Annotated in this window: 14 protein-coding genes, 3 tRNA genes and 3 pseudogenes; 10 read left to right on the plus strand and 10 right to left on the minus strand. The window is 67.9% G+C overall.

Annotated elements, in window-relative coordinates; genetic code table 11:
• Positions 1-88: 88 nt before the first annotated feature.
• The 3 genes from ACFVYE_RS09355 to ACFVYE_RS09365 all read right to left on the minus strand — a co-directional run bounded on the left by ACFVYE_RS09355 (position 89) and on the right by ACFVYE_RS09365 (position 1,854).
• The gene (locus ACFVYE_RS09355) at positions 89-577 is read right to left on the minus strand and encodes a glutathione peroxidase (protein ID WP_389604848.1); all 489 of its coding nucleotides are present in this window, start codon (positions 575-577) and stop codon (positions 89-91) included.
• 98 nt (positions 578-675) lie between these two features.
• Positions 676-1,242 carry a GNAT family N-acetyltransferase gene (locus tag ACFVYE_RS09360; RefSeq protein ID WP_383976795.1) on the minus strand — a complete coding sequence of 189 codons (567 nt, stop codon included), beginning with the start codon at positions 1,240-1,242 and terminating at the stop codon, positions 676-678.
• A gap of 30 nt (positions 1,243-1,272) precedes the next feature.
• A complete protein-coding gene (locus tag ACFVYE_RS09365) occupies positions 1,273-1,854 on the minus strand; it encodes a helix-turn-helix domain-containing protein (RefSeq protein WP_383976793.1) in 582 nt (193 codons plus the stop codon).
• Between the two features lie 159 nt (positions 1,855-2,013).
• Here ACFVYE_RS09365 and ACFVYE_RS09370 point away from each other — a divergent pair, with 159 nt between their 5' ends.
• On the plus strand, positions 2,014-2,451 hold the full coding sequence (locus ACFVYE_RS09370; protein ID WP_383976791.1) for a hypothetical protein: 438 nt from the start codon (positions 2,014-2,016) through the stop codon (positions 2,449-2,451).
• 16 nt (positions 2,452-2,467) lie between these two features.
• Here the strand turns inward: ACFVYE_RS09370 and ACFVYE_RS09375 are convergent, their stop codons facing one another.
• The 3 genes and pseudogenes from ACFVYE_RS09375 to ACFVYE_RS09385 form a co-directional block, all read right to left on the minus strand.
• The gene (locus ACFVYE_RS09375) at positions 2,468-3,823 is read right to left on the minus strand and encodes a chloride channel protein (RefSeq protein WP_389604851.1); all 1,356 of its coding nucleotides are present in this window, start codon (positions 3,821-3,823) and stop codon (positions 2,468-2,470) included.
• A 269-nt stretch (positions 3,824-4,092) separates the two neighbouring features.
• Positions 4,093-4,206, minus strand: a pseudogene (locus tag ACFVYE_RS09380) (DUF2252 family protein); the annotation flags it as partial.
• Complete coding sequence (locus ACFVYE_RS09385; RefSeq protein WP_383961535.1) at positions 4,202-5,155, minus strand: DUF389 domain-containing protein; 954 nt, start codon at positions 5,153-5,155, stop codon at positions 4,202-4,204. The pseudogene ACFVYE_RS09380 and the gene ACFVYE_RS09385, both read right to left, overlap by 5 nt.
• A gap of 319 nt (positions 5,156-5,474) precedes the next feature.
• On the opposite strand from ACFVYE_RS09385, the gene ACFVYE_RS09390 reads away from it, so the two are divergent.
• The gene (locus ACFVYE_RS09390) at positions 5,475-5,921 is read left to right on the plus strand and encodes a DUF6325 family protein (RefSeq protein WP_383961533.1); all 447 of its coding nucleotides are present in this window, start codon (positions 5,475-5,477) and stop codon (positions 5,919-5,921) included.
• Positions 5,922-6,009: 88 nt separating this feature from the next.
• The gene (locus ACFVYE_RS09395; RefSeq protein ID WP_383961530.1) at positions 6,010-6,291 is read left to right on the plus strand and encodes an SHOCT domain-containing protein; all 282 of its coding nucleotides are present in this window, start codon (positions 6,010-6,012) and stop codon (positions 6,289-6,291) included.
• 33 nt (positions 6,292-6,324) lie between these two features.
• Here the strand turns inward: ACFVYE_RS09395 and ACFVYE_RS09400 are convergent, their stop codons facing one another.
• Positions 6,325-7,032, minus strand: a complete 708-nt coding sequence (locus ACFVYE_RS09400) for a hypothetical protein (protein ID WP_389604853.1) — start codon at positions 7,030-7,032, stop codon at positions 6,325-6,327.
• A 69-nt stretch (positions 7,033-7,101) separates the two neighbouring features.
• Between ACFVYE_RS09400 and ACFVYE_RS09405 the strand changes: the two genes are divergently transcribed.
• Positions 7,102-7,338, plus strand: coding sequence for a DUF6011 domain-containing protein (locus ACFVYE_RS09405; protein WP_383961525.1), 237 nt, complete (start codon positions 7,102-7,104; stop codon positions 7,336-7,338).
• 12 nt (positions 7,339-7,350) lie between these two features.
• Here ACFVYE_RS09405 and ACFVYE_RS09410 read toward each other — a convergent pair.
• Positions 7,351-7,533 (minus strand): annotated as a pseudogene (locus ACFVYE_RS09410) (acyl-CoA thioesterase); the annotation flags it as partial.
• A 36-nt stretch (positions 7,534-7,569) separates the two neighbouring features.
• Between ACFVYE_RS09410 and ACFVYE_RS09415 the strand changes: the two are divergent.
• From ACFVYE_RS09415 to ACFVYE_RS09435, 5 genes and pseudogenes are all read left to right on the plus strand, one after another.
• Positions 7,570-9,330, plus strand: a complete 1,761-nt coding sequence (locus ACFVYE_RS09415) for a recombinase family protein (protein ID WP_389604944.1) — start codon at positions 7,570-7,572, stop codon at positions 9,328-9,330.
• A 940-nt stretch (positions 9,331-10,270) separates the two neighbouring features.
• A pseudogene (locus tag ACFVYE_RS09420) lies at positions 10,271-10,603 on the plus strand (endonuclease domain-containing protein); the annotation flags it as partial.
• A 130-nt stretch (positions 10,604-10,733) separates the two neighbouring features.
• A tRNA-Asp gene (locus ACFVYE_RS09425) sits at positions 10,734-10,806 on the plus strand.
• Positions 10,807-10,989: 183 nt separating this feature from the next.
• A tRNA-Trp gene (locus tag ACFVYE_RS09430) sits at positions 10,990-11,060 on the plus strand.
• 62 nt (positions 11,061-11,122) lie between these two features.
• A tRNA-Pro gene (locus ACFVYE_RS09435) sits at positions 11,123-11,197 on the plus strand.
• A 54-nt stretch (positions 11,198-11,251) separates the two neighbouring features.
• Here ACFVYE_RS09435 and ACFVYE_RS09440 read toward each other — a convergent pair.
• The gene (locus ACFVYE_RS09440; RefSeq protein WP_383961522.1) at positions 11,252-11,449 is read right to left on the minus strand and encodes a hypothetical protein; all 198 of its coding nucleotides are present in this window, start codon (positions 11,447-11,449) and stop codon (positions 11,252-11,254) included.
• Between the two features lie 584 nt (positions 11,450-12,033).
• Here ACFVYE_RS09440 and ACFVYE_RS09445 point away from each other — a divergent pair.
• Complete coding sequence (locus tag ACFVYE_RS09445; RefSeq protein ID WP_383961519.1) at positions 12,034-13,239, plus strand: helix-turn-helix domain-containing protein; 1,206 nt, start codon at positions 12,034-12,036, stop codon at positions 13,237-13,239.
• Between the two features lie 1,182 nt (positions 13,240-14,421).
• On the opposite strand, the gene ACFVYE_RS09450 is transcribed toward ACFVYE_RS09445, so the two are convergent.
• A complete protein-coding gene (locus ACFVYE_RS09450) occupies positions 14,422-15,153 on the minus strand; it encodes an acyl-CoA thioesterase (protein WP_383961513.1) in 732 nt (243 codons plus the stop codon).
• Positions 15,154-15,176 lie beyond the last annotated feature (23 nt).

The following is a 15,176-nucleotide window of genomic DNA, read 5'->3' on the forward strand; positions in this document are numbered from 1 at the left end:
GCTGTCCTCGATCGCCGGGGAGGCTGAGATTCCAGCCCGTCCGGCGATCGAGCGCACAGCGGACGTCCGGTATTGAGGACGGAACCGGTCAGGCGGGCAGCTGGGACTCGATGGCTGCGATGAGCTCCGGGGCCTCCGGCTCCGTGCGCGGGCGCAGGCGCGCGACCGGCTCGCCCGCGGGCGAGATGAGGAACTTCTCGAAGTTCCACTGGACGTCACCGGCCTCGCCGTCCTCGTCCGCGAGTCCGGTCAGCTCGGCATAGAGCGGGTGGCGCCCTTCTCCGTTCACGTCGGTCTTCTCCAGCAGCGGGAAGCTGACACCGTACGTCGTCGAGCAGAAGGTCTGGATCTCCTCCGCGTTCCCCGGCTCCTGGCCGGCGAACTGGTTGCACGGCACGCCGAGCACGGTGAAGCCGCGGTCCGCGTACTCGTTCTGGAGTCGTTCCAGGCCCGCGTACTGCGGGGTGAGTCCGCACTTCGACGCGACGTTCACCAACAGGACCGCCCGGCCGCGGTAATCGGCCAGGGAGGTGGGCTCGCCGGTGAGCGTGCGCAGGGGGATGTCGTGCAGCGTCATGAGGTTCTCCTTGTGAGGGTGACTTCCACAGCCATTGTCACGCCCGCAAGTTGATCGGCACGAACCCGATCGCCCGGATTCAGCCGAGGGGGTGGTGCCTACCAGGACGTGGACGGGCTCGCCGGCCGATCCGATGCTCCCGGCGCGGAGCCGACCGCCTTGTAGTAGAGGGTCGTCGGTTTCAGGACCCCTGCCGGGTCGCAGGCGTAGTCCGGAATCGATCCGCACTCCGCCCAGCCCGCCGAACGGTAGAGCCTTTCGGCAGGACTGCCGCTCTCGGTGTCCAGCACCAGCAGTGTGACTCCCGCATCGGCGGCCGACCGCTCGGCGGCGGCGAGCAGCGACCTGCCGAGCCCCTGACCGCGGGCCGACGGACGGACCATCAGCTTGGCCACCTCCGCACGGTGACGGGCGTTCGGCAGCGGAGCCCGGACCAGGCCGATGGTCCCGGCCGGCCGTTCCGCGTCCCTGGCGATCCAGATCTGAAGGTGTCCCGCATCGACGGCCCCGGCCCTCTCCCGCCACCAGGCGGCGGCCACGTCACGGTCCAGCGGCGCGAGAAATCCCACCGACGATCCGCCGTTCACGGTCTCCACCAGGAGGGCGGCCAACTCGTCGGCGTAGGTGACCAGTTCGGGTCCGGAGACCGGGACGATCTCGGTCATGAGGCGGGTCCTTTCACGGCTTCACAACATTCACGGCAGGACGATCATCAGTGCGTAGCGGACCTGTTCCGGTCCCGGGCAGCGGAAGCGCGAAGGGCCGCGCAGCCGAAAGCGCAGGCAGTCGCCTCTGCGCACGGTGTGCACGGTGTCGTCGACGGTGATCTCGACCGTTCCCTCCAGCACCCAGACATGCTGCTCCACACCGGACACGGGCGCGTTCTCGTAGGCGATGGCGGCCCCGGCGTCGAGAGTGCCCTCGATGACCTCCGCGCGCAGACCGGTGTGCGGCGGCGAGACCGAGCGGCGCACGAAGCCCGATGCCTCGTCCCGCCACACCGGTTGCCGCGCGGCGGGGACCAGCTGCGGTGGTTCCGCCTCCACCTCCATCAGCAGCCGGGACATCGTCCGCTCGTAGACCGTGCACAACGTGCCGAGAAGGGAGGCGGTCGGGCTCAACTCGCCACGCTCCAGCCGGGACAGCGTTGAGCGGCTCACCCCGCTGCGCCGGGACAACTCATCCAGCGACCAGCCGTGTTCGGTACGCAGTTCGCCAAGCCGCGCGGCGAGCCGGGCGTCGACGGAGCCGGGCTCCGCCGCTTCAAATTCTCTCACATCGGAGACAATATCCCTGATCGGAGAGAGCTGTGTCGCCGGCGACGGCCGGACGTGGTTGTTCTGCCGGCCGGGTGCTGCCGTGCCACGCTTGCTCGGGGAGGCCCCGGCGAGCCCACTCGGGTCTGCCGGGTTGCTCTGCTACCCGAGGAGGCCGATATGGCCAGTGCCGGCAACGGGCCGAGTGTGGCGCCTGACGCCACCCCGAGTTCGCATCATCCCTTCCGGTACGGCTGGACCGCCTTCGCGGCGGTTCTGATGATCTTCGGCGGAGCAATGGCGATCTTTGAAGGGATCGCCGCCATCGCCAAGGACAACATCTTCGTCGCCACACGCAACTATGTGTTCCGGTTCAGCCTCACCGGCTGGGGCTGGATCCACCTGATTCTGGGCACCCTCATAGTCCTCGCCGGCTGTGCGCTGTTCACCGGGGCCGCATGGGCACGCGTCGTGGGCATCGTGCTCGTAGGCCTGGGTGCGCTCGCCAACTTCCTGTGGCTGCCCTTCTACCCGTTCTGGTCCATCGTGCTCATCGCCATCAACGTCTTCATCCTCTGGGCGCTCTGCGCGGGTCCGCAGGAGAAGGCAGGGGCCTGAGGCCACGGCCTGCCCGTCATCCTCGATCCGGTCGGGAGCCGGCGCCCGCCGGAGTGTCGGGTGCCGGAGGCCGGGCGGCCGATGCCGGCGCGAGCCTGAGCGTGACCACATAGGAGACCACGACCGAGACGATCACCAGCGGCATGACGGTGAGGCCCTCGGACCCCAGCAGCAAGGTGGCCAGCAGCACCGAGGTCATCGGCAGCTTCAGCAACGCCACGCACATGGCACCGATGCCCATCGCGAAGCCCGACGTCAGATTCAGCCCGGGGAGATGGGACAGCGCGATCCCGCCCGCCGCTCCTACGAACATCGCCGGAAAGACGGGGCCTCCCCGGAAGCTGCTCAAGGACGCGCAGTACGCCAGCGCCTTGCAGAGGGCGAGCACCAGGAGCGTGGCAACCGAGTAGCCCGCGCTCTGGGAGAGCAGCGGGTCGAGCGCGCTCTCCCCGGAATACAGCACCCCGGATGCGTCCCTTCCCGTGCCCTGCGCGTACACGAACGCCACCAGACCGACGACCAGGCCCATGACCACGGTGGCCACCACCGTCCGCCGCTCGACCCGAGCCTCCAGGAACAGGGCGAGCCGCTGAATGCCCGTGCCGGCGAAGGCTGCCGCGAGGCCCAGCACGACTGCCCAGCCGAGCTGCGCGATGTCGGGCTCCTCGGCGTGGGGCACATGATGGAGGGCCAGAGAGTACGTTCCCAGGCCGGTCCATGAGCCGAGACCGGTGAAGATGAGCGCCCCGATGCCGGCGGCGAGCAGTCCTGGCACCAGGACCATCCCGAGCATCATCCCGGCCAGCCCCGAGGCCTCCATCAGGAGAAAGGCACCGAGGAGCGGAGAGCCCAGCAGTGCGCTGATGGCGGCGAAGCTTCCCGCGGCTCCCAGCACGGCACTCGCCTTGGGGCTGATGCCTGGCTTGACCAGACGCACCGCGTACACGGCCAGACCGCCGCCGAGCGCGATGAGCGGTGCCTCGGGACCGAGCACCGCGCCGACACCCAGCGAGGCGAGCGCCGCGAGTGCGATGCCGGGCAGTTCCACCGCCGAGGGCACCCCCGTGTGCATGAGACCGTCGGCGGGCCGATGGCCGCCCTTCCCGGGGAGGTGCCGGACGGTCAGTCCGACCAGCAGGCCGGCCACGGCGAGCAGCGGCACCGGCCACCATGAGGGCGTGCCGGTGAAGCCCAGAGCCCTGGGCAGGTCGTTGTAGGTGAGCGACTGGAGTTCGTGGACGAGGGCGAGGAAGCCGAACGCCAGCGCCGAGATCGGGATTCCGAGAAGCGCCGCCACGACGAGGAGCATGGCGTAAGTGCGGGTGCGGATCAGTGCGAAGGGGTCCGGCGGCTCCGTGGTGGTGGCCGACATGATCGTTGTCTCCTCAGCGTCCGAACCCATCTGGAACACGCTGTTCCGCAAGCGTCCACAAGGAGTTAGCACAATGCGGGGACGTGGCCGTGGTGCCCCCGCTGTGTGCGGATGGTGATTTCCGTACGGCCATTCGCTTGGACCAGCGCCGGGGGCGGGCCGCCGCCCAGGGGGTCACAACGGCCGCGGCGGCCCTCCGATGTGAGCACACGTCATGTCGCCGGATGCCTCAGGCGTTCCCTGCCGAGGGGAGCCGGCCCGCGCGTACCGCGTCGACCGGCGACCACCCGCTCGCCCTGGTTCCGGTGGGTGCTCGCGCCGGCGTGCGGCGCGAGCACCGAGGTGCCGGCCTTCTTGGCCTGGAGGAGGAGCGGGTCGCTACCGCCGCCCCGACGGGTCGTGCCGGAGACCGACCCGCCGCCAGATCGCCCGCTGACATCTGAGCGCGGCCGTGCCCACCACGATCAGCACCGCGATGTTGACCAGCAGTTGGACGAGCGAGCCCCATGCCTCGGGCCAGCTCGTGAACGCGGTGGAGACGCTGACGTCCGCGGCGGCCGGGATGGTCGTGACCGAGATGAACACACCGAGCAGAGCGCTCGTTCTGGCCTCGGTGAGGGACACGATGCCGACGATGCCGGCCAGCGCCGCCACGGCGACCGAGAAGAAGTTGGGGGTGTTGATCAGGTTGGAGACGGGCCGCAGCCCCGCGTCGAACGCGGCCGACTCCAGGCCGAAACCGCGGACCAGAAGACTGAAGAGAAAAGTGACGACGATCGTCAGCGCAAAGCCCGTGAACAACGCCAGGAGCCCCCGCCGGATCCTGGTCCGGTCGCCCTGGTCGATGCCCAGCGCGATGCTGACGACGGCACCGTACTCGGGGCCGACGACCATCGCCGCGACGATCAGGATCTGGGAGTTGGTGACGATCCCGACCGAACCGATGATCCCCGCGATGACGAGGTAGAGGTAGAAGCTCGGCGCGTACGTGCCCTCGGCGCGGATGCGTGCCTCCACCTGCTCCCAGACCGGTGCGCGGGTCAGTGGCCCGAGGTGTTCGGCTCCGAGGCCGGCCGCCCGGCCGGAGAAGGCAATGTCCACCGGTTCGATGACGATGGAGCCGCGGTGGTCCAGGCGCAGTGCGCGCAGGCTGCGCAGGATTTCGTTGGCCGCGCCCGTCAGTACGTCGCAGGCGATGCCGTCGCCGTCCGGGTTACGTACCGCACCCGGCTGCACGATCAGATTCAGCACACATGGATCACCGGCGAGCAGGCCCACCACCTGGTCGGTCAGGTCCGGCGGGCTCACCGCGCGGACATGGATCATGTCCATCCTGCACCTCCACGAATCCCGCCCCGGCGCCGCCGGACGGACCCGGACCGGATGTGCACGACGTCCGTGCCACCCCGCAGGAATTCGGGCCCGCCCGCAGGCCGTCCGCGCGCGACAACCATCTGTGGCGGCGCAGGACGGGAGGGGTGCGGCTCGCACCACTGCGCCATTGGAGGGACCACTGTCCGTCCAATGGCGCAGTGGGGCCCGGGCTCACCCACGTCCATGACCGAGATGCGCCGCGGTCCACCCGCTGTTGCAATGGCCGGGGCCGTGGTCTCCGGTGGAACCGGGGCAGTCGAGATTCTGAGGAGCTGGCGTGAGCGGCGAGAGCGACGAGACGGGACCGATCGACTACCTGGTGATCGAGTTCCCGGCGGGAAGCCGGATGACGGGAGAAGGACTGCCCCTGCTGGTCGATCTGGTCGACCGGGGCATCATCCGGATCCTGGATCTGATCTTCGTCAGGAAGAACCAGGACGGAACGGTCGAGGGCGTGGAACTCTCCGAGGCGACCGGGGACGGCGGTGATGACCTCGCCGTGTTCGAAGGGGCGTCCTCGGGCCTGCTCGGCCAGGACGACATCGACGAGGCGGGCACGGTCCTCGAACCCGGCAGCGCTGCCGGAATCCTCATCTACGAGAACGTGTGGGCGGGACCGCTCGCGGCCGCGCTGCGCCGCTCCGGAGGCCGGCTCGTCGCCAACGGGCGTATCCCGATCCAGGAGGTCCTGGCCTCGCTCGACGCGGCCGAGTCCAGGGTCTGAGCCGTTCACGGTCTCGTCGGGCCGACCGTCCCCGCTGAGCCTCAGCCGGGCGGACCGTACCCGCAGAGCCAGTCAAAGGAGATGCACCATGCCAGGCCTTCTTCGCGGCGTCGCCCGTACAGCGGTGATCGCCGGAACCGCCACCTCGGTCTCCAACCGGGTCTCCCGGCGGCAGGCGGGCCGCTGGGCCCGGCAGGACGCCGCGCAGGCTCAGGCCCGACCCGCCCCCGCAGCGCCTCCTCCTCTCGCGCCGGAGGACGAGATGAGTAACAAGATCGCCCAACTCAAGGAACTCGGTGACCTCAAGAGCCAAGGACTGCTGAGCGACAGCGAGTTCGCAGCCCAGAAGGCCAGAATTCTCGCCTCCTGACCGGTCCGGGCGCGCCACCGGTGCCGCTGCGGCTCACTGCCGCTTGTCGTCCCAGGGAGTGCCCATCCAGCTGTCGAAGGTGCGGATCAGCGCCGTCAGCGCGGCTGCGAGCCGCCAGTCGACCCACGGCGCGTGGACATGGATCTCGTCGTCGTCCGACCGGAACTCCAGCGGGACATCCTGGCCTGCCCGCCAGATGATGCGCCGCGGCCCCCGTGCCACATCGCCGCTGCCGCTCAGGAGGCTGCCCACACCGATGGCCACCTGGACGGGGAACAGCAGCCACCACACGTACCACCAGAAGATCCGGCCCTTGAGGCCGACCGCCTCCTGGCAACCGGTCTGCGCGACCGTCCATCGGGTCCGCAGCCCCTTCCCGGAGAGGGCCTTCTCGCGGACGAGTGTGCCGATGGGCTCACCCTGCGCGCCCAGCACCTGGTACGTGGCGACGCCATCGGCCGCGGATGTGGTGACCAAGGTCGCCAGCCTGGCCCGGCGGTCGGGGTCTGCCCACAGGACGAAGGAACGCGCACCCGTCTTGCGGGCCGCGAGGTACGCGGGTATCCCGCCCTGCGGCAGTTCGCGTTCCACATGGGCGACCACCCGGGACTCCCCGCCGGGCTCGTTCGCGAACTTGACGACATGGCCGATGGGCGCGACCGCATCCGGGGCGATGTCCTGTTCCGCCTTCTTGTCCTTCTTCGGCCGGGGGACCGACTCCAATGTCAGCACGCTGCTCACCCGCGAACTCCTCCGTTGTGTGCCGTTCGGAAGTCGCAGAGTAGACGGGCGTCTTGAGAAGATCGATTCGTGGAGTCCGCTGAACCCTTCCCCGAACCCGGCGTCGAGCCGCTGCCCGACGGTCCGACCGACCGGACCGCCCGCCGACGGGTGGTGCGCTGCCGCATGTGCGGGCGCCCGCTCACCGGTACGGAGTCACGCCGCACCGGCCTCGGCCCCGCCTGCGACGCCAAACTGCACCCGGCGCCCCCGGACATCCGCACCCGCCGCCACGAGGTCGAGCAGGACCCGCTCCCCGGCATCTGAGCCCGGGCACGGCTACTCGCCCAGGCGGCGGAACAGTCCCTCCTGCACCACGGACACCAGGAGATTGCCCCTGCGGTCGTAGATCCGGCCGCGCGCCAGCCCCCGTCCGCCTGTTGCGATCGGCGACTCCTGGTCGTAGAGGAACCACTCGTCCGCCCGGAACGGCCGGTGGAACCACATCGCGTGGTCGGGAGAGTAGCATTCACACTACTTAGGGGAGGGGTACAGCCAATGGTAGGAGCCCAAACAAGGGAGCCCCGTCGACGAGGCGTCAAGCACTCGCGCCGACCGGCTCTGGACGTCAACACGTCGGGCAACCGGTGGGTGGTTTACGTACGCCTGAGCCGCGACACCGACGAAAGCACGTCTGTCGAGCGGCAGACAGAGGAGGGGCGCCGCTGGGTGGAGGACGTGGCACACGGGATCGTCGTCGCCGTCGTCGTCGACACCGACGTCTCCGGGGAGGTGTCGCCGTGGAAGCGGAGGCACTTGGCGAAGTGGCTGGAGCCTGTTCCGCCGCAGCCGTTTGACGGCATGGTCGCATTGCGCGTAGACCGCTGGGCCCGTCGCGTCGTCTGGTTCTCCAGCCTCCTGGATTGGTGCAGGGACAACGGCAAGCGCATCAATACAGTGCGCATGAACATCGACCCCTCTACACGAGAGGGCCGCATGTTCGCCGGAATCGCAGCCATGTTTGCCGAGAACGAACTAGAAGTCATCAAGGAACGCGCGCAGGAAACCCGCGACACTCTTCGTCAGATGGGCCGATGGCCGGGCGGGCGAGTGCCGTACGGACGCGTCAAAATCCACCTGGGACACGACCCTGAAACGGGAAAGTCCCTGGGATGGAAACTGGGCGACCATGACCATCGCTGCGCGGTTATCCGGCGAGCCGCAGACAACATTTTCGGGCTGACCGGGCTGCCAGGTACGACCCCGCACGCAGAAGTTCAGCGGCTCAACAAAGCGGGGGAGCTGACCGAGTCGGATTGCCGCCTCGTCGACGCGGGAAAGGAGCCGAAGGGGACTAAATGGCTCCGTGAGACCCTGGTGCGCATTCTGCTGAACCCCACGACGGCCGGAGTCATTACGGACCACGAGGGGCGCATCGTGCGCGGGGACGACGGACTCCCGGTAATGATCGCCCGTCCCATCCTCACCCTGGACGAGCAAGACCAGCTGAGGGAACTGATCGAATCGACACCGCAGAGCGAGACGCAGCGGGCGCGCACGGAGAAGCCCCGTCGGAAGAACGCAGGCCCCCTGACGTACGTGCAGCACTGCCACGAGTGCGGCGGGCGCACGTACCGAGACGGCTCGACCGAAGTACGGAACGACGGCTACCGGCGCGGACTCCGGTACCGCTGCCCATCGCGGTCCAAGGGACTCGACTGCCCCGGCGTGAACATCGTGGCGGACCCCGTGGAAAAGTGGGCCGGGGAGGAATTCCTCAAGCGGCACGGAAGCATGGCGTACGTCCTTGAGGAGCATGTCCCCGGGGTCAGTTACGCGAGCGACATCAAGGCCGCGGAAACCGCGCTGGACGAGCTGGAGGCCGACCGTCGGGCCGGCATCTACAAGGGGGCCGCCGTCGACCGGTTCCGCACGCAGCACCGAAACCTCACGGACCGCCTGGAACGCCTGCGAAGCCTGCCGACACGAGAGGCGACCACCGTACTCAAGGACACCGGCCGAACGGTCGCCACGGAGTGGCACCGCCACAACGAACTCATCCTTCGGTCGTCCGCGGTCAACGACAAGGGGGAGTTCATCGTCGATGACCCGGAGGAGCGTAAGGCCCTGCGCGAGCGTGGCGAGCAGGGGCACAACAGCCTGTATCAGCTGTTCCGTGTGCGGATTGAAGTGAAGCGCGCGGCAGTCAAGGGCAGCAGGTCGTTCGATCCGAGCCGGCTGGTGTTCGCCTATCAGCCGGAGGAGGACCCCGAAGCCGCCGCCCTGGAGGCTATCGCCGCGGAGGAGGCGACGGATTGAATCCGTCCGCGCCGTCGTTGATCCGGATGAGGCACCCTACGGGGACTCCTGACGCGCTCTCTAGGTAACGGAGCTATAACGGTGTTGGTCTCACACGGAAAGATGGTGGGCGGGTTTACGGCGGCCGTCGCCCCCTCGCGTGCTCCTCGTCGTCCGCCTCCGCCACTTCGTCGACGTCGCCCGCAGCCTCCTTCATCCACAGGCGCCTGTGGATAACTGCGGAGAGTGCTGACGGTTGGTCAACTTGTAGCGCTGTGTAGCCGCTTGCGAGTCAGGCTGGCCAAAAGGACGAACTAACCCCCTATTTTCCTTTCTCCTTAACGCGCGTTAGAGAGAAGTAAAATAAGGGGTTATTTTGTCATTCTGTCGCCAGTCTGTCCGGGGGTGGCGGAGGTGGTCATAATCAAACCGCCCCGGCGAAAAGCATCACCCCATAAGTAAGGCAGCGGGGGAAGTAACACCGCCCCCGCCGGCCGACGTCGCTCCCATGATCCTCCGCACTCTCCTCCGGAGTCGAGCACGGTCGCAGCGACGTCGGCCGAAATCTTGACCGTCACAGACTCGCAGCTCCACCCCATAAGTAAGTCAGAGGGGGAGCACACGGCGCCCCGATCCTGGGGGGCCGATGATTCCGGAGACGATCCATCCGACGTGCTGTGAGGTCGACTGCCGTCAGCCGGCGCTTGTTGGGCCCCGGTGCCCGACGTGCGCGGTTACCAGGTACCAGCGGCAGACGACATGGGAGGCGCGCGGAACGTTCAAGCCTGCGACGCGTGAGGCGTGTTCGTTTGACGCCTGTCAAAGAGCAGCGGCCCGTGCGGGCCTGTGCGGTCGCCACGCGAGCCAGCGTGAGCGCAAGGGAAGGCTTACTCGGCTACCCCACGCTCGACGTCCTGGAGCGTCGCAGGTGCGGGATGAGGAGGACCGCAAGGAGTGCGGGATGTGCTTGCGCTGGCTGCACGTTGACGAGTACTCAGCGTCGAAGGCATACCCCGATGGGCTTCAGCCGTACTGCAAGGTATGCATCACCGCCACGCGGTACGGGCTCACGTGCGAGCAACTGACCGCGATGCGCGACGAGAGCGGCGGACGGTGCAACCTGTGCGGCGACGAGAACACGTCCGGGCGGGAGCTGGCCATTGACCACGACCACTCGTGCTGCTCCGGTAGTCGATCCTGCGGACGTTGTGTCCGCGGCCTGCTGTGCGGCAAGTGCAACAGCGGCATCGGGATGTTCAAGGACTCACCGGAGCTTCTGAGGGCGGCAATTGCGTACCTGGAGAAGTACGCGACCTGGAACTTCAGGGCGGGGGCGACGATACCGGCGAGTGGCGCGGTATCTCTCCCGCTTTGGCGACGTCATGCACTCCGGGGCCTCTCGGAGCCAGCCTCTGACGTCACTTGCTTCCGTAGCTCAGTGGTCAGAGCGTCCGCCTGTCGAGCGGAGGGCCGCCGGTTCGAGTCCGGTCGGGAGCGCTGCTGTCCGTGAGGCGCCGGCAACGGGGCTCAACTGCCGCGGACAGAGGGCTTGGTTTCGGTGCTGTCACCGTGGCGCGACGTCCAACACCCGGGCTTCACGGTCCGGAAGGGCGGACGGCCGTAGGCGGAGCGCAATCTCCGCACCCGGGGAACGCCCGGTGATGCTCCGGCCGACGTCGATCGGGTGTAGCTCAGTGGCAGAGCAGCGGTCTCCAAAACCGCATGCGGAGGTTCGATTCCTTCCACCCGGGCGAAGCCGCACGAGCGTTACGGGCTCAGGTCATGGCTCCGGTTCGATCCCGGGTGCGGCTCACGGGATATGGCGCAGCTTGGTCAGCGCATCCGCTTTGGGAGCGGAGGGCCGCAGGTTCGAATCCTGCTATCCCGACAACAGACACAGCCCCGCCGCGGAGGAGAGATCCCGCGGTGGGGCTGAGCTACTTCAGGCGCCGGTCCTGCGGAACGTCAGGCTGACGAACCGCTGCAGCCCTTCGCCTTCCGACTGTCGGTCGATCAGCGTCCAGCCGATCGCTTCGACGTCGGAGATCGCAATCGTTAGATCTGTGTCGTTCTTCGTGGGCCGCGGATGGAACTTGTTCACGAAGATCGTGTCCCCGCGCTTGTAGGCGATGCGGGCCAACTCGTCTACGCCCCGTATCCCCGGGCGGCCAGGAACTTCTTCAGCATGCCGTGATCCTACGGCCAACAACCGGGACGAGGTGGGCGAATGGCGTGGGACGGAAGTACCCGCAGAAGCCGCCTCCCGAAGGATTGGCCGCGGATTCGACGTAGCATCATCCGCCGTGATGGAGGCGTCTGTACGGCCCTCTACAGCGACGGCCGGCGGTGCGAGCTACCCGGTACTGACGTCGACCATGTGGTGCCCGGAGACGACCACAGGGACGAGAACCTACAGCTGCTGTGCACGTGGCACCACACGCACAAGAGCAGCAGTGAGGGAGGCACAGCAGCCGCCCTCACACGTGCTTCTGTGCACAGGACCCCTTCTACACACCCTGCCCTGGAGGACTGATGAGAGCGGTACTGCAGCGTCTCCGTGGGTGGGCCAAGGGTGGCGCCATGCCTGAGTGCGTATCCGCGGTCCTGGACGCCATGGACGCCCACGCCGCTGGCTGACCCACCTGAGAGCCCTCGTCACATCCCGCGGCGGGGGCTCTTTGCGTTTCTGGCCTGACGTCGCTGTTGCGGCGTACCGTCTGAGCTGTGAGTGAGCATCTCGGAGACAAGCTGTCCCGGCTCCGACGGCTGTCGGGCCTGACACAGGAAGAGCTGGCGGAAAAGTCGGGCGTATCCGTCGACGTCATCCGCAAGCTGGAGCAGAAGCGCAAAGGGTCCGCACGCCTGCCGACACTGCACGCGCTGGCCGGCGGGCTCGGCGTTGAGTTGACGACGCTGCTGGGAGACCCTCCGGGCGTCCCGTCGACGGGGGAAGCCGACCCGCCGCAGCTGGTGGCTGTTCGTCGAGCCGTTCACCCGCTCATGTTCGCCCCTCCGCAGGAGTCTGACGGGGCGGAGGTCCTCACGTCCGAACTCCTGCGCGCTGAGATCGCTGACGCGTGGTCGATGTACCACTCGGCGGAGTTCCCACAGCTTCTGAACCTACTGCCCGGAATCCTTGCTGACGCCCGTCTCACGGCGTCGCAGGGGTCTGACGGGGGACAAGCGGCACTCGGCAAGGCGTTCCAGCTGGCCGGACACCTGAGCATCCGTCTGGGCAAGCTTGACCTTGCCCTTGCCGCCCTGGAGCGTGCCATAGCTGCCGCGGAGGCGTCGGAGGACCCGCTCCTAGTCCCGATGATCTGCAATTCCCTGGCGTGGGCCTACCAGCGATCCAACCGGCTGGATGACGCTACGAGCATCGCCCTGTTCGCCGCTGAGGGACTGGAGCGAGACGGGCTCACCGATGACGCATCGGGGCTCCGTGTGTGGGGCGGACTGACAATGTCCGCGGCTACGTCGTACGCCAGGCTTGATGACTACGAGCAGGCAGACGAGATGATGCGTGCCGCGGAGAAGGCTGCCGGCCGCCTGGCGAAGATGCCGCCCACGGAGGGGGACGGGCGTCTCTTGTCCGTCTTCAGTAAGTCGTCCGTCCGCATCGAGCGTGTACGCCTGGCCGTGCAGCACGACCGACCGGAGGAGGCGCTCCGTCTGGCCAAGGGAATGCGCCTGTCGAAGGATACGCCGCCCTCATGGCGTACGTGGCTGCTTCTGGACGTGGCGCGGGCCCACACTGACCTAGGTGACGCGGAAGGGGCTGTAAAGGCCCTCGAAAGCCTTCGTCGGGTCGCTCCAACATGGATGCGCCATCACACGCTTGCGGTCGCCATTGTGAGCGACCTATGGGAGCTACCGTCCCACCCGCCGGGACTTCGGAAGCTGGCGGAATTCCTCGGAGTCGTCAAATAGCGTCGCGGAACTAGGACGCTGCGTCCCTGTCGCCTCGTCAGCCGTGACGAAATGCTGAGGCCAATTAGTCGCGGCGGAGGTGCGGGGATGCAAATCAGAGGTGCACAGTCGGGCCCGGTGTTTCTGACCGACGACGTCTTACCGGACGAGCCCAGGGCGGCAACGGGGTGTGCTGTCTGCCGAGCCCTGAAGAGCCAGTGGCGTCAGGCGACGGATAAGGGAAATCCGGCGTATGACATGTCGCACGCCGTGGACCTGGCGATCGAAATCAGCCGTCACCCGCACGCGAAGAAGCGTCAGGCATGAGCCCCCGTGCGCTGATCCGCAGCGTCACCCACCGCATTGCCCAGCACCCTGACACCGACGTCACGTACGAGGCGGAATGCCTGGCGTGCGTGTGGGTTGCCAAGCCTTCCACCGACGTCGAAGCGGTTGACGTCGAATGCATGAGCCACGCCGGCCGGAGCAATCACCGTGGATTCCGGCGGATCGTCACTGGATTTGCTTTCGCCGTCCGCGACGGAGAAAACGCCGTACCGGCCCCCTCTGTGCCCCCGCAGATGCCCGGGAGCTAGGTACGGTCCGCGCCTGCCGACAGGCGCGGAGGAGGAGCAGGGCCATCCCACCCGGCGGCTCTGCTCCTCCACACAAGCCCGCGTGCTGAGGGCGTCACCCCTTGGCGCGCGGTGGGCGGCAGGGGCCGGTATCACCGCGGGTGATGTCGACAGCCGGCCCCTGTACGTCCATGTGAGCCCCCTGTATCTCCGCGGTTGGCCGGCGGAGATACAGGGGCTCTGACGCCGGGGCGTCGCGCTGTCAGCTCGGGGCAGTCAGGGACAGAGCAAGGGGGGCGGGGTCTTCGGGGCATGGGGGATCACCTCCAACGGCAGTGGGTTCTACTCATTTCGTGGCCTGTTAGGGGTGGCCTAAAAACAAGGTTCACTGTGGTGAACCCTATTAGCCGTTTCCTGTGATGCACTACCGACATGACAGCAAGCACGGCTAAAGACCGACATCGTCCATGGTTCGAACTCCGCTGCGGAGTACTGCACTTGACCATTCAGCGTGTACCCGGATGGCTGGTGGCAGCCCTGGCCACGACCACGGGGAGCGGGCTCGCGGCATGGCTCACGTCCCGCTACTAACCGACGCCCTTGCGCGGGGCTTTGCCGCGCCCGCAGGTCAGCAGTGGTGTGAATACCGCTCGCTCGCGTGGTCCAGCGACGCCATGTCGAAACCGCGCGAACCCCAGAGCGGCTCCACCGGGATACGGACCGCGTCGAGCAGCGTCATGTCACTGGCATACGTCAGCGCGCAGGTGTGCACCAGCGGATCGTCGCCCAGCGGGCCGACCGCACGCATCCAGACCGCGCTGCGCGGGTCCGCGCCCTTGGTCTCCTCCTGCGTCCAGCGCAGCCGGTCGACGTACCGGATGTCGAAGGGCTGCCGGCGGGCCATGCGCTCCAGCGCCTCCGGAAGCGCCCCGAGGTGCTCACGCACCTCCTCGGCGACGGTCGGCAGCCCCTCGGGGTCGGGGACCTCGCGGGCGGGCGGCAACTGGTGCTCGAAGCCCGCCTCCTCCGGCCGGTGGAAGGACGCCGTCAGATTGAAGATCGTCCGGCCCTGCTGGACGGCTGTGACCCGGCGGGTGGTGAACGACCGGCCGTCCCGGACACGCTCGACGTCGTAGACGATCGGCACACCCGGACGCCCCGGACGCAGGAAGTAGGCATGCAGGGAATGGACAGGCCGGTCCCCGTCGGTGGTACGGCCGGCCGCCACGAGGGCCTGCCCGGCGACCTGCCCGCCGAAGACCCGCTGCAGGGATTCCTGGGGGCTGCGGCCACGGAAGATATTGACCTCGATCCGTTCCAGGTCGAGGAGATCGACCAGGCGCTCGGCGGGGTTCGTCATGCGGTTCGTCTCCACTCTCGCAG

This window comes from Streptomyces sp. NPDC058239, assembly GCF_042882185.1.
In the GTDB taxonomy this organism is placed as follows: Bacteria; Actinomycetota; Actinomycetes; order Streptomycetales; family Streptomycetaceae; genus Streptomyces.